The 12,835-nt window shown below is 68.1% G+C and carries 14 protein-coding genes; 6 read left to right on the top strand and 8 right to left on the bottom strand.

Annotation, left to right across the window (positions count from 1 at the left end):
• The 3 genes from JWQ81_RS38940 to JWQ81_RS38925 all read right to left on the bottom strand — a co-directional run bounded on the left by JWQ81_RS38940 (position 1) and on the right by JWQ81_RS38925 (position 2,970).
• Positions 1-990 (bottom strand): tyrosine-type recombinase/integrase, encoded by a 990-nt coding sequence (locus JWQ81_RS38940; RefSeq protein ID WP_297549930.1) that lies wholly within the window; start codon positions 988-990, stop codon positions 1-3.
• Positions 991-1,677: 687 nt separating this feature from the next.
• A complete protein-coding gene (locus tag JWQ81_RS38935) occupies positions 1,678-1,827 on the bottom strand; it encodes a GNAT family N-acetyltransferase (RefSeq protein WP_297549796.1) in 150 nt (49 codons plus the stop codon).
• Positions 1,828-2,397: 570 nt separating this feature from the next.
• The gene (locus tag JWQ81_RS38925; protein ID WP_297549794.1) at positions 2,398-2,970 is read right to left on the bottom strand and encodes a TetR/AcrR family transcriptional regulator; all 573 of its coding nucleotides are present in this window, start codon (positions 2,968-2,970) and stop codon (positions 2,398-2,400) included.
• A gap of 93 nt (positions 2,971-3,063) precedes the next feature.
• Here JWQ81_RS38925 and JWQ81_RS38920 point away from each other — a divergent pair, with 93 nt between their 5' ends.
• On the top strand, positions 3,064-3,975 hold the full coding sequence (locus JWQ81_RS38920) for an SDR family oxidoreductase (protein WP_297549792.1): 912 nt from the start codon (positions 3,064-3,066) through the stop codon (positions 3,973-3,975).
• Here the strand turns inward: JWQ81_RS38920 and JWQ81_RS38915 are convergent.
• The 3 genes from JWQ81_RS38915 to JWQ81_RS38905 all read right to left on the bottom strand — a co-directional run bounded on the left by JWQ81_RS38915 (position 3,951) and on the right by JWQ81_RS38905 (position 6,587).
• A complete protein-coding gene (locus JWQ81_RS38915) occupies positions 3,951-5,057 on the bottom strand; it encodes an amidohydrolase family protein (RefSeq protein ID WP_297549790.1) in 1,107 nt (368 codons plus the stop codon). The genes JWQ81_RS38920 and JWQ81_RS38915 overlap by 25 nt on opposite strands.
• Complete coding sequence (locus tag JWQ81_RS38910) at positions 5,054-6,019, bottom strand: phosphotransferase (RefSeq protein ID WP_297549788.1); 966 nt, start codon at positions 6,017-6,019, stop codon at positions 5,054-5,056. The genes JWQ81_RS38915 and JWQ81_RS38910 overlap by 4 nt, the downstream gene beginning before the upstream one ends.
• A 106-nt stretch (positions 6,020-6,125) precedes the next feature.
• Positions 6,126-6,587, bottom strand: a complete 462-nt coding sequence (locus JWQ81_RS38905) for an SRPBCC family protein (protein ID WP_297549786.1) — start codon at positions 6,585-6,587, stop codon at positions 6,126-6,128.
• Positions 6,588-6,654: 67 nt separating this feature from the next.
• Between JWQ81_RS38905 and JWQ81_RS38900 the strand changes: the two genes are divergently transcribed.
• Genes JWQ81_RS38900 through JWQ81_RS38885 form a run of 4 tightly spaced genes read left to right on the top strand, consistent with a single transcriptional unit; the run spans position 6,655 to position 8,597 of the window.
• Positions 6,655-7,155, top strand: a complete 501-nt coding sequence (locus JWQ81_RS38900) for a GNAT family N-acetyltransferase (RefSeq protein WP_297549784.1) — start codon at positions 6,655-6,657, stop codon at positions 7,153-7,155.
• Positions 7,155-7,367, top strand: coding sequence for a hypothetical protein (locus JWQ81_RS38895; protein ID WP_297549782.1), 213 nt, complete (start codon positions 7,155-7,157; stop codon positions 7,365-7,367). The genes JWQ81_RS38900 and JWQ81_RS38895 overlap by 1 nt, the downstream gene beginning before the upstream one ends.
• Positions 7,368-7,371: 4 nt before the next feature.
• Complete coding sequence (locus tag JWQ81_RS38890; RefSeq protein ID WP_297549780.1) at positions 7,372-7,956, top strand: TetR/AcrR family transcriptional regulator; 585 nt, start codon at positions 7,372-7,374, stop codon at positions 7,954-7,956.
• A gap of 26 nt (positions 7,957-7,982) precedes the next feature.
• Positions 7,983-8,597 carry a DUF4865 family protein gene (locus tag JWQ81_RS38885; RefSeq protein WP_297549778.1) on the top strand — a complete coding sequence of 205 codons (615 nt, stop codon included), beginning with the start codon at positions 7,983-7,985 and terminating at the stop codon, positions 8,595-8,597.
• A gap of 1 nt (position 8,598) precedes the next feature.
• Here JWQ81_RS38885 and JWQ81_RS38880 read toward each other — a convergent pair whose 3' ends face one another.
• Positions 8,599-9,408, bottom strand: coding sequence for an SWIM zinc finger family protein (locus JWQ81_RS38880; protein WP_297549776.1), 810 nt, complete (start codon positions 9,406-9,408; stop codon positions 8,599-8,601).
• Positions 9,408-11,972 carry a DEAD/DEAH box helicase gene (locus JWQ81_RS38875; protein ID WP_297549774.1) on the bottom strand — a complete coding sequence of 855 codons (2,565 nt, stop codon included), beginning with the start codon at positions 11,970-11,972 and terminating at the stop codon, positions 9,408-9,410. Before JWQ81_RS38875 ends, JWQ81_RS38880 begins: the two co-directional genes overlap by 1 nt.
• Positions 11,973-12,057: 85 nt before the next feature.
• Between JWQ81_RS38875 and JWQ81_RS38870 the strand changes: the two genes are divergently transcribed.
• Positions 12,058-12,834, top strand: coding sequence for a TetR/AcrR family transcriptional regulator (locus tag JWQ81_RS38870; protein ID WP_297549772.1), 777 nt, complete (start codon positions 12,058-12,060; stop codon positions 12,832-12,834).
• The last annotated feature ends 1 nt before the right edge of the window (position 12,835 follow it).

The raw sequence follows: 12,835 nt of genomic DNA, 5'->3' as shown, positions 1-12,835 counted from the left end.
TCACGCGTCGTTGACCATGGTGTCCAAGGCGCGATAGGTCCGGTTCCCGGCGACCGCGACTCGCTGCTCGCGACCGGTGGCCTCGATGTAGTTCTGGCTGGTCGCCAGGCTCGCGTGCCCCAGCAGCGCCATGATCTCCGACGCCGTCGCGCCGTCCTCGGCCAGCCTGGTGGCGAAGGTGTGCCGCAAGGCATGCAGGTTCGCACCGGCCGGGACCCGGTCGTGCAGACCTGCCCAGCGATAGCAGGACTTCACCAGGTACTCCAACGCACCGCGCCCGATGGGTTCGCCGGCGCGATCCCACAGGAGCTGCACCGACGCCCCGAACCGGCGGTGCGGAAACCGCGTCCGGCACGAGACGAGGTACGCCTCGATGATCTTCTCCATCGTCGGCTGTACCGGGATCGAGCGCTCCCGGCTGCCCTTGCCGTGAACGTGCAGCCGCATCTCGCCCGGGCGCCCCACCAGGGAACGCCTGGTCAGCGTCCGCATTTCGGCTGAACGCAGCCCGGCGACCAGACCGAGCGCGATGACCAGGACGTCCCGTTCCGGCCACGGATCCCTCGCTTTATGCGCCCCGCGCGCGGCGGCCTCGAGCAAACGCTCGGGAGTGTCCTCGCCGCGCAGCGGTTTGGGGGACAGGGGAGGGGCCTTCGGCCGGTCGACCGCTCCCATCGGATTCCCCGTCAGCAACCCGTCGGACACGCAGAAAGTCAGGAACTGGTTCCACGTCGACCAGGCCCGCAGTACCGAGCTTTTGGCGTGACAATCGGCAAATTCACCGAACGCGGACCGCAGCGCCTGGGCGGTCAGCCCGTCGAGGGGGAGTTCGTCCGCCGTAGTGGCCGAGGTTTCGGCCAGGAGCGTGGTGATGCCGGCCAGGTCTCGCCGATAGGCGTCCGTGGTGTGCGGAGAGTCCTTCCGCGGCCGCCGAGCCGCGAAGAATGCTTGCTGTGCGTCGAGAACCCTCATGGTGATCTTGTACAGCACCGCACCGACAGTTCCGCGGCCACAGGTAGTTGCTGAGCGCACCTAACTAATATATGCTGCATAATGGTGATTATGCATGACAAACCACCCAGAAGGGGCATTGGGGCTTCCGGGGGATATTGGCCCCCTGAAGCCCAAATCTTGCGTCCAGGACGTCGTTTCGTGCACTTTGACGAAACGCGCCGCGCCGGATGAATCCTGAGCAGCGACGACAGCTCAAGGGCGCTGATATGCCGGTTTGAGGCGAGCCGAGTTCTTCAAGGTCAACTCTCGCGTCCCGTTGGACCCGGGTCAATTCGTCACTGTGACGTTTTATCAGCGCGTCAGGGAGTCTTGGCCTGGTGAGTCGCACCGAAGGATCCGAGGTTTCCAGGATGTCCAGCCGGCGCTGCTCGGACAGTCAAATCTCCGGTCGTCGAGCCGCCGGGTCGGCGTGACAGTGCGGTCGATGTACCGCGGACGTCCGCCACGGGTATCGCAATGCTCTGCTCAAATCTTCCCGACAGACCCCTTCCCGGCAAGAATCAGCATGTCGCGATAACGCCGATAAGTTACATTATGTCAAGTAGTGGACCGCGTGACCGAGGTCCACCGGCCGAACCACTGCTCGGCGCCGTACTCCTCGAACCGCTCCACCTCGGTGAACCCCAGCTTCGCCACGAGGCGCATCGAGCGGTCGTTGGCCGTCTAGGTGCTGAGTACCACTGGCTCGCCAGGACACGCGTCGGCGAACCAGCCGAGTACCGCTGCGCACGCCTCGGTGGCGTAGCCAGATCCCCAGGGCTCCGGCAGGAGCATGTAGCCGAGTTCGATCTCACCGCCACCCGGCGCGGACATGACTTCGATACTCAGCGTCGCGCCGATCGAGCTGGATCATGCCGATCATCGCTCCGTCGAGATCGATCACGAATAGGCCGAATCGGCGCCGGTGGCCAGGTGACGGGTCCGAGCGCAGGCATGGCGGCCAACGTACCAAGGGAGCTGGCTCTCAACTGGACGTACGTGTGCAGTACATCGACCGCCTCGCGATGCGCGGTGATCCCCTTTCCTGGGGCACCTGCGAACATCGAGCCGCCGCCGACCGCTTCGGCCGCGGCGGGGTGCCGCTCGTGTCGGCCATAACCGAGTGGCGCGACGCCGGTGAGGTTGCTCCCCCACTGGATCGTCTCTGCGAGGTCCCGGGGCGCGGACATCCGCGTCGGCTACGCCCGCTGCTCGCGCCTGACGCAGAAACTGCAATCACAGTTGGACGCCCTGGCCGCACACCATTCCCCGCGACAAATCTTCGCCGAGAAGATCGGCATCCGCGTGCGGGGTCCGCCTGAAATTCGAGGCTGCCTCGACGCTTGCCGCTATGGCCGAAACCGAACGCGAAAACTCCGCGAAAACATCCTCCAAGGACTCCGGCTAGCGCGGCTTGACTGCCGACGTCAGCCCTGCGAGGTCGTCGAATTCCCGGGTCAGGTGGGCTGCCAAGGTCAACGAGGGGTCGTCCAGCCAGCCGGCGACCGCTTGGGCCCAGGTGGCCCAGCCGACCTCGGCCGCCAAGCGCGCCACACGTTCACCGGTCCCCCGCGCTTCGAGTGCTGCCGCGAGCGTCGACTTCAAGTACTCACCCTTTGCCAGCTGGCGCTCTTGCAGTGCGGAAGACGCCGAGATCACGCGATGCCTGGCCTCGGTCAGCGGGCGGTTCGCCTCGAGCCTCGGCACGGCTGCCAGGAATGCCCGGAGAAGGGTCTGCAGCGGCGGAACGTCCTCCGGCGTGCTGTCCAGGGTGGCCTCCAACGCGGCGCCAAGGGTTGCCTCCCCGTCGAAGAGCACCTCGCGCTTGTCGGCGAAGTGACGGAAGTAGGTGCGTTCCGTGACTCCTGCCCTGGCTGCGATCTCGGCCGTGGTCGTGGCGTCGAACCCGCGCTCCCCGTAGAGCTCGAGTGCAGCCTGTTGAAGGCGGTGGCGTGCTTCTTCTCCACTGCGGGGCATGGGTCGATCGTACGCGTTATGTCAGTGACTGGCGATACGTGGTAGCGTCAGTCACAGACACTACGTCGCCGCCACTCCGATACGGGAGCCTTCATGCATGTCTTCGTCACCGGCGGATCCGGGCTCACCGGCCCCGCCATCGTCACCGAGCTGATCACGGCGGGACACACTGTCACCGGTCTCGCCCGATCCAATGCCAGCGCGGACCGTCTGGAAGCACTGGGTGCGACGCCGTTTCCGGGGTCGCTGGAAGACGTCGATGCGCTTCGTGCCGGAGCCGCGCGCGCCGACGGAGTCGTGCACATGGCCATTGCCGGCAGCTTCTCCGACCGCGACGACCTCATGCGTCGCGATGTCGCCGCGATCAGCACGCTGGGCGAAGCACTCGTCGGCACGGACAAGCCGTTTGTGAGCACGTCAGGGACGCTTGTCATGCCAACCGGCCGCGTCAGTGATGAACAGGACCCGCCGGACGCGGCTTCACACGGCGCGTTCCGGGTTCCCGGAGAGCAGGCGTGCCTCGGCTTTGGCAAGCGCGGCGTGCGATCGAGCGTCGTCCGGCTTGCTCCCACGGTTCACGGGCCGGGCGACTTCGGCTTCATCCCGGTGCTCGTGGCGAGCGCCCGCAAGACCGGCGTGTCGGCGTACATCGGAGACGGTGAGAACCGCTGGCCGACGATCCACCGGCTCGACGCCGCGCGGCTTTTCCGGCTCGCTCTGGAGAAAGCGCCGGCCGGCACTGCGCTGCATGGCGCCGGTGAGGAAGGAGTCACCCTCAAGAGCATCGCGGAGAAGATCGGCGAGATCCTCGGGGTACCCACCCGTTCGCTGGCGCCCGAAGAAGCCGGAGATCACTTCGACAACCCGTTCCTGGGCGTCGCCTTCGGTATAGACGCGCCGGTTTCCAGCGCTCGCACTCAGCAACTCCTCGGCTGGGCGCCCACGCACGCGACGCTGCTCGAAGACCTGGAGACGGGCGATTACTTCGCTTTGCCCGTGTCCTGATCGACCACGCTCCCCCAGTCCTGCGTCGCATCGATTCCGAAGAGACGGCGAGCGTTGCCGCTGGTGAACTTTTCGCGGTCATCGTCGGTGTCGAACTCTGTCAGGAACTGCTGAATCTCGGGTCGGGTCGGCTGCAGGAAGGGGTAGTCCGTCGAGAAGAGGAGATGGTCGACCGTCGTGACTGCGAGGGAATGCTGGAGCAGCGCCGGGTTGAACATGCCCGAGCTCGTGATGAAGACGTTCGAGCGGAGGTAGTCCGACGTCTTCCGCTCCAGGCCGGCGATGCGGGACACGCTGTCGGTGCGGTCACTCCAGAACGGCAGCAGTTCGCCCCAGTGACCGAGGACGATCTGCAGGTCGGGGTGGCGGTCGAAGGTGCCCCGGAGGATGAGGCGCAACGCGGCGAGAGCCGCCTCGAGGTGCCAGCCCCAGCCGAAAGTGGACAGCGCGCGGGAGGTCATCGGATCGAAGCCCGCATAGGCCGCGTCCCGGATGGTTCGCGTGGGGCTCTGAGGATGGATGAAGATCGGCTGGCCGAGGGCTGCGGCGGCCGCGAACAAGTCGTAATAACAAGGATCGTCGAGCGCGGTCTCGCCGGTCCGGCCGTAGACCATGGCGCCGACGAACCCGAGCCCCGCGGCGCGTTCAAGCTCGACGACGACGGCGGCCGGGTCGGCCATCGGCAAGGTCGACATCGCGCGCAGACGGGACGGATGACGGCGAACCGCTGCTGCGGCGAGGTCGTTCATGTCCCTGCTGAGCGAAACGGCGTCGGCAGGAGCGAGCGGAGTTGTTGCCGGAGGCGCCAGCGAGATGATCTGCATGTCGATGCCCTGCTGGTCCATGGCTGCAATGCGTGCGTCGCCGATGTCCTCCAGTCGGGCGAGGTTGTCGCCCATCTCGTTGAACGCCAGGCTGTCGTCTCGGCTTTCCTCGGAAAGTGCGTTGAGCGCCGCTGCCAGCTGCGGTGTCGTCCAGTGTTCTTCGATGGCGATGACTGTCATGGCCGATCCTCCCTCCCTGCAACAAGGTCCACCCAACAGGCGTTTGGCCGACAACGCCAGCCGGAGCGCCTGGGTCACCGCCGTATCGAACGAGTCTCGCTGGGACGGGCCTTCACCAGCAGTTGTGCAGGCAGGCGGAGGAGCCAAGTGCTGACGTCGCGGAACGGGCCGCCGTCGCCCCAGTCGCAGATGTCGTAGTACAGCGGAACGGACGCCGCGTAAGGAATCAGCGCCGCGCGCTCCGGGGCGGTCAGTCGCCAGCCCGCCGATTCCTCGTACGCGCGAACAGCGGTCGGGATTTCGTCCCTGGGTTGGCCGAGCCTGATCAACACGTGTGCCAATGCGTAGCTCAGGTCGAAAACGCGTGGGGCGGACATGATGCTGCCGAAGTCGAGATACAGCGGTTTGTGGTCGAGGCTCAGCAGAACGTTGTCGGGATGGGGATCGCCGTGGACGAGCTGGTGCGGCAGCCGGTCGGTCGGGATCCATCGCTGTGCCAGCTCTCGCAGTATCGGATCCAGTTCCGGGACTGCGCCGGGATGGCCAGCGGCCCGGTTGGTGGTCAGCCATCTTCTCAACGTCTGTGGCGAGGCGAGCGTCACGATCTTCGGCCGAACCGGTCCGCCGGGCACCGTGGCGAGCACCCGGTGCAGCCGGCCGATCGCCGCGAACAGCCAGGCCAAGTCCGGTTCGAGATACTCTGTCGGCACGAACCGTTCGAGCTCGGCCCACCTCGGTCCACACCGCACCAAGCCGTCGCCCGCGGGAACACCCACCCGCAGGCCTTGGTCGGCCAGCTTCTGACGCAGCTCCCGCTCCCCCACCAACCTCGTCCGACTGATGAACGGTTTGTGCACGCGCAGCACCAGGTCGTCGCCAAGGAGGAGGTTGAGGCCGTTCCCACCGCCGAGATCCGATACCGCCACGCCCGGGGCGACCTTGTCCAGCAGCTTCAGCACGGCAGGATCGTCCACTGTGGCGCGCCCCGGCCGCACCGGGTGCGTGTCGTACCAGTGCCGTACAGCAGGGTGTCCGATCACGCCGTCAGTATTGCCGACCGCAGCCGCACGGACTGGTGAGTGTTCCGGGCGGCTACGGTGTCCTGCGGGACACCCGCACCCGGGCAGGCCGGAACACTCACCAGTCCTACTCGACGTTCCGAGCGAGGATGCCGAGGGTCGCGCGGAGACCGGCTTCGGGGATGACCGGGAAGACGCCCCGTTCGCGGTACTGCTCGCTGATCTGGCTCCAGTCGTAGTACGAGGTGGCCAGGGTGCCCGTCGTGCTGGGTTCGAGGCGGTAGCCGTAGAGGTGCTTGATCGGTGGCTGGACCTTGCCGGAGATCGTCCACTCGATGGCCGCGTCCTGCTCGAACCGGGTGATGATCACCGTGACGTCGTATTTGCCCATCGGGAAGTCGTTGAGCGCCTCGCGGTCCATGTGCACGACGAACTCGTCGCCGACCTTCTCGACGGGGTCGCCGTCGGCGGACTGGAGCATCCCGGAGCTGTCGATCGTGACATGGCCCTGCGGGTCGGTCAGCAACGCGAACACCTTGGCGGGGGTGGCCGCGATCTCCCGCTGGACTTCGAAACGCTCTGTTGTCATGCCCGCCAGACTAGCGATCACCCGAAAGCCGTTTGCCGAGTTCGGTGTTGCCCGCTAGACAGGCGAGGTGAAACTCGACAACTTCGCCGGAATCCCGGACACCGAACTCGACCCGGTCACTCCGGACGACGTCGCGGAGCTGTTCGTCCTGCAGCGCTGCTGCTGGGTGCAGGAAGCCCTCATCAACGACACGCTGGCGATTCCCGCGCTGCACGAGAGCATCGACGATGTCCGCGACTGGACGAAGACCTGGTCAGTCTGGCTGGTGCGGCAGGGGCACCGCCTGGTCGGCGGGGTGCGCGCCAGGCGCGACGGCGACGCGTGGGAGGTCGGTAGGCTGATGGTCGCGCCGGATCTGGCCGGACGCGGGCTGGGCCGCTGGTTGCTGGCGTATGCCGAGCAGCAGGCCCCGGCCGGCGTACGCAGGTACTCGTTGTTCACCGGTGCCGGGAGCACCCGCAACATCACGATGTACCAGCGCGCGGGATACCAGCTCGTCGAACAGCCCGGGAGTCCTTCGGAGCATCTCCCCGGCGCGGTCTTCCTGGTGAAGGAGATTAACGTCTAGTGCGGTTCGAGCGGATCGGCCGCACGTCCGGGGCGTTCCAGGAGTCGGTGTCCGCCGAGCAGATCGTGGAGATGGGCCGCCGGGCCTTCGGGACCGAGGTGGTTTCGGCGGTGGAGCTTGGCGGCGGTCTGTACAACTACACCTACCGGTCCGCGTGGATCACGCGAGCCCGGGCGACCGGCCCGACCTCGATTTCCCGGTTCTGTACCTAGTAGTATGTACGGCATGGAGTCCACCAGGGAACGCCTGATCGAGAGCACCCGGCAGCTGCTGTGGGAGCGCGGGTACGTGGGAACCAGCCCCAAGGCGATCCTGTCCCGCGCCGACGCGGGACAGGGCAGCATGTACCACCATTTCAGCGGTAAACCCGAGCTGGCGCTCGCCGCGATCAACCGGACGGCCGAGGAGATGCGCGCCGGGATCGAGGTTCAGCTGAGCGGCCCCGGCACCCCGGTCGAGCGGATCACCGCCTACCTGCGCCGCGAGCGGGACGTGCTCAAGGGCTGTCCGGTCGGCGGTCTCACCCAGGACCCGGAAATCATGGACGACCCGATGCTGCACCAGCCGGTCGAGGAGACCTTCGTCTGGCTGCACGGCCGGATCGCCGAAGTCCTGGACGAAGCCCGTGCGTGCGGCGAGTTGGATCCCGCGCTCGACCCCGCCGCCACGGCCTCCACCATCCTCGCGGTGCTCGAGGGCGGCTATGTGCTGGCCCGCGCCGCAGGTGCGCCCGAACCATTCGGCTACGCCATCGACGGCGTCCTCGGCCTGCTTTCCACCCGTACCCGTTCCGCTGACTGACGACGAACCGGAAGGTGGCCGCACCCATGTACGCCATGCAGTACGAAATCACCGTGCCTGCCGACTACGACATGAACATTCTTCGGGCGCGCGTCGCCGCGGCCAGGCACGTCCTCGACGACCGCCCCGGACTGGGACTGAAGGCCTACGTCATCCGTGAACGCCGCGTCGACGGTTCGCCGGTCAACCAGTACGCGCCGTTCTACCTGTGGAACGACCCCGGCGCGATGAGCCACTTCCTGTTCGGCGGCGGTGGGTTCGAACGCATCATCCGCTCGTTCGGCCGACCTGCCGTGCTGCAGTGGACCGGGGTCGCGAGCGTGGCGGGCCCCGCTCGCGGGACGACCCCGAAAGCCGCGTCGCGCCGGCTCACCGCGTTGCCGGTCGATCCCGACCTCGGGGACACCGGGTTGGGCCTGGCCGCCCGGATCGAGCAGGAATGCAAGGAGCTCGAAGCCTTGGCGCAGGTCGAAGGCGTGCACACCGCGGCATTGGCCGTCGACCCTCAGCGCTGGCAGCTGCTGAAGTTCGTTCTGTGGGCGGACTCGGTTCCGCAGGACAACGACGCCACCGAGTGGTACGAAGTCCTTCACGTGTCCTCACCGGGCCTGGCCGAGCTGCCCAACGGCCGGCACTGGTAGGTCAGCCCGCCGAGGACACCGCCTCGTCCCATTCCGTCGCGCGGTCGTCCCAAGAAGCCCGCAACCGCTCGGTCACCCGCGGGTCGTCATGGGCTGCCGCGATGCGTACGGAGTCCTGCCAAAGCTCTGGCGCCGTCCAGGTTCCGGCCAGCAACCGGGACGCGCGATCGGCGGCGTTGGCCACCAGCACGGCCAGCGCGTCCGCGTCGACGGCGCTCGCGTGTTTCGGTGCGTTGCGCAGGTTGAGCTCGCCGAGTAGCTCGCGTTGCCCACGTCCGCGCAGCAGCAACAGCACGAACGGGTCCGCGTCGAGCAACCACGACGCCTGGTAGCACAGCGCGGCGGCGTGCTGGCACGGCAGATCCCAGCCGGGGCAGTCGCATTCCGGGTCGAGATCCCCGATCCCGGGGAGCAGGCCGATGCCGGCGTCCTCGGCCGCGTCGACCAGGTCGTGGGGCATGTCGCGGTCGAGCAGAGCCGCGAGGTGCCCCGACCGCGCGGTGACGCGGTCGAGGAATCGGACCCATTCGGCGTCGGTCAGCGGGGCGAGGGTGACCGTGGTGCGGTAGAGGCCGTCGGCTTCCCCGTCGACGACCGCGGCCAATCGGCCGGGACTGACGGTGATGGTGCCGACGCGGCCGGCATAGGCATACCGGCGGCCGTTCTTGAGCGGTTTCTGGTCCAGCGCGGTGTCCTCCAGCGCCTTGATCCACGCCCTGCCCCACCACGACCGCGCGAACTGACCGCCACCGCGCTTGCTCGCGCCGAAGGCGGGGAACCCGCGGACCCGGTCCTCGTCGAACTCCCCCATCAGCTGCTCCTCAGTTCGATCAGCTCCGCCAGTTCTGTGTCCGACAGTTCCGTCAGCGCCGCTCCGCCGGAGTCGAGCACGGAGTCGGCGAGCCGCCGTTTGCCCTCGAGCAGCGCGCCGATGCGGTCCTCGACAGTGCCCTCGGCGATGAGGCGGTGCACTTGGACCGGCCGCGTCTGGCCGATGCGGTAAGCCCGGTCGGTCGCCTGGTCCTCGACGGCGGGGTTGAACCACCGGTCGTAATGGATGACGTGGTCGGCGCGGGTGAGGTTGAGTCCCGTCCCGGCGGCCCTGAGCGAAAGCAGGAACACCGGGGCCCCGCCGCTCTGGAACCTCTCCACCATCGCTTCGCGCTCGCGGAGGGGCGTTCCGCCGTGCAGCAGCTGCACGGCGAGCCCGCGCTCGGTGAGGTGGCGTTCGAGCAGGCGCGCCATCACGACGTACTGGGTGAACACCAGCACCGCGCCGTCCTCCGCGGTGATCGTGTCGATCAGCTCGTCGAGCAGGTCGAGCTTGCCGGACCGGTCCGCGGTCGGCCGGTCGTCGGCGAGGTAGTGCGCGGGGTGGTTGCAGATCTGCCGCAGTGCGGTGAACAGCTTCATGATGAGCCCGCGGCGGGTGATCCCGTCGCTCGCCGTGATCTGCGCCATCGTCTCGCGGACGACCGCCTCGTAGAGACCCACTTGCTCGGCGGTCAGCGAAACCGGCTGATCGGTCTCGGTCTTCGGCGGCAGCTCCGGGGCGATGCCGGGGTCGGACTTCTTGCGCCGCAACAGGAACGGCCGCACGAGCCGCGACAGCCGGTCAGCGGCCGCGGGGTCGGTCCCGGCTTCGACCGGGTCGGCCCAGCGCTCGCGGAACTCCTTGAGCGTGCCGAGCAGACCGGGCGTGGTCCAGTCGAGGATCGCCCACAGCTCGGACAGGTTGTTCTCCACCGGCGTTCCGGTCAGCGCGATGCGCGTGGCCGACGGGATCGCCCGCAACGCCTTCGCGGTACCGGATCGGGCGTTCTTGACGTGCTGGGCCTCGTCGGCGACGACGAGCCGCCAGTCGACGCCGGCCAGCCTCTCGGCGTCGACACGCATCGTGCCGTACGTGGTGAGGACGAATCCGTCGGTGACCGTGTCGAGGGAACGGTCCAGACCGTGGAAGCGGCGTACTCCGGTGCCTGGGGCGAAACGCCGGATCTCCCGTTCCCAGTTTCCCAGCAGGGACGCCGGACAGACGACGAGTGTCGGCCCGGCCGTTTCCGGCTCGGCCTGGCGGTGCAGGTGCAACGCGATCAGCGTGATCGTCTTCCCGAGCCCCATGTCGTCGGCGAGACACCCGTTGAGGCCGAGGGAGGTCATCCGGATCAGCCAGCGCAGTCCGCGCAGCTGGTAGTCGCGCAGGGTGGCGCGCAGCGCGGCAGGCGGGCCGGCTTCGGTCCCCGACTGGGAGTCGGGCTCGGCGATGCGCCGGCGGAGCGTGTCCAGCCAGCCGCTGGGCGCCACCGCGACCCGCTCGCCGTCGACCTCGGCGGAGCCGGTCAGCGCGATCCCGAGCGCATCCATGCCGGTCAACGGCTTGAGGGACTGCTCCCTGGCCTTCCTGGCGAGGGACGGGTCAAGCAGCAGCCACTGGTCACGCAGTCGGACCAGAGGCCGCTGCGCCTCGGCGACCGCTTCCATCTCCGCGGCGGTCAGCGGGTGATCGCCTAGCGCGAGCTGCCAGTCGAAGGACAGGAGCTGATCGCCGAAGAAGCCCGAAGGCGCCGAGTCTCCCGCTCCGACGACGGCGCGGGCGGTCAGGCCGCCGAGCAGTTCCTGGGGCCAGTGCACCTCGACCCCGACCGCGGCCAGCCTGGGGACCCCGAAGCTGAGCAGTTCCTCGATCTCGACGTCGGCCAGCGCGAGTTCGTCGGGGACCGAAGTGTGCAGCAGCCGCTCCAGCGGTGGCCACACCCGCGCGGCTTGGCGCACGGCGAGCAACGCGGCGATGCGAGCGTGGGTGGTTTCGCCCGTCCACAGCTCGGCAGCGTCGGTCACCTGGCCGTCGGCGAGGCTGTGGACCTGCAGGACCGCCTGGAAGCGATGGCCGGGGGCCTCGACGCGCAGCGAGATGCGGACACCCGCGGCGGTCTCCGCCCACTCCCGCAGGTGCGGGACGTGCTGCGGGGACGACGCGGCGAACGTGGCCATGCCCGCGGCGGTCTCCGCGGCGGGGGTGCGCGGCAGTTCGTCGGCGATGGCGTCAGCCAACGCGCGTGCCTGCTGGTCGAGTTCACCGAAGTCACCGGGGCCGAGACGCCACATGTCGAACCCGCCGGGTGAGACGGCGGGCTGAAGCCGTCCACCGGCCACGGCTTCGAGCGCGAGCACGGCTGCCCTGGTCAAGACGGCGACCGAAGGATGCGGATCAGGTGCGTCTCGCGCGGCCAGGAGCAGCGTGAGCGCGTCGGGGATCGTCAAACGTCGGTCCGGCTCGGTGAAAACCAGGTGTCCGGAGCGGGGTGGATCCGCCGGCTCGAAGGTCGCTGGGCTCTGGAACAGGGTGGCGAGGTCCGCTTGTGAAGCTCTCGGCATCCGCGGGCAGTCTCCTTGGGATGGTTACTCCGTACGGCGGACAGCGCAGTCTACCATAATTCCGTACGCCGTATATAATAGCCGGGTGGACAATGCCGCGGTGAGCACCGAGTACACCGGCGGCGGAGACCCCCAGCGCAGTATCGAACTCCTGTGGGGCGTCCACGAACGCCCTCGTCGCGGGCCGAAACCGAAGCTGACCATCGACATGATCGTGTCGGCCGCCATCCGGCTGGCCGACGCCGAAGGACTGCCCGCCCTGTCGATGCGCCGGGTCGCCGACCATCTCGGCGTCGCGGCGATGTCGCTGTACACCTACGTCCCGAGCAAGGCCGAACTGATCGACCTGATGATGGACACCGTCCATGGCGAACTGGGTCGCCCGGGCCAGGACGCCGACGGCTGGCGGCCGAAGCTCGAAGCGATCGCGCACGCGAACTGGCGGCTCTACCACCGCCACGCCTGGATGCTGCAGGTCACCACGAACCGGCCGCCGCTAGGCCCGCACACGATGATCAAGTACGAGCACGAACTCGGCGCGGTCGACGGCGCCGGGCTCACCGACCTCGAAATGGACGCCGTCATCAGCCTGCTCGCCGGCTACGTCCAGGGCGCCGCCCGCAATGCCGTCGACGCCGCGCAACTCGAGCAGCGCACCGGTATGACCGACGAGCAGTGGTGGACAGCCAGCGCTCCTGTGCTGGAGAAGATCGTCGACGCGAGCCACTTTCCGCTCAGTGGCCGGGTGGGCACCGCCGCGGGCGAGGAGTACGGTTCCGCCTTCGACGCGGCACGCAACTTCGAGTTCGGCCTGCCGCTGGTCCTCGACGGCGTCGAGCGCCTCATCGCCTCGCGCTCCTGAC

It is taken from the genome of Amycolatopsis sp., from assembly GCF_025464955.1.
Classification (GTDB): Bacteria; Actinomycetota; Actinomycetes; order Mycobacteriales; family Pseudonocardiaceae; genus Amycolatopsis.
Note: the sequence above shows the minus strand (reverse complement) of the source record. Positions and strands in the feature narration are given on the sequence as shown.

Coding starts and splice junctions, on each gene's coding strand:
- JWQ81_RS38935 (WP_297549796.1), bottom strand. CDS start 1,827: ATGTCCGCGCCGGGTGGCGGTGAGATCGAACTCGGCTACATGCTCCTG.
- JWQ81_RS38925 (WP_297549794.1), bottom strand. CDS start 2,970: ATGCCCCGCAGTGGAGAAGAAGCACGCCACCGCCTTCAACAGGCTGCA.
- JWQ81_RS38920 (WP_297549792.1), top strand. CDS start 3,064: ATGCATGTCTTCGTCACCGGCGGATCCGGGCTCACCGGCCCCGCCATC.
- JWQ81_RS38905 (WP_297549786.1), bottom strand. CDS start 6,587: ATGACAACAGAGCGTTTCGAAGTCCAGCGGGAGATCGCGGCCACCCCC.
- JWQ81_RS38890 (WP_297549780.1), top strand. CDS start 7,372: ATGTACGGCATGGAGTCCACCAGGGAACGCCTGATCGAGAGCACCCGG.
- JWQ81_RS38885 (WP_297549778.1), top strand. CDS start 7,983: ATGTACGCCATGCAGTACGAAATCACCGTGCCTGCCGACTACGACATG.
- JWQ81_RS38880 (WP_297549776.1), bottom strand. CDS start 9,408: ATGGGGGAGTTCGACGAGGACCGGGTCCGCGGGTTCCCCGCCTTCGGC.
- JWQ81_RS38875 (WP_297549774.1), bottom strand. CDS start 11,972: ATGCCGAGAGCTTCACAAGCGGACCTCGCCACCCTGTTCCAGAGCCCA.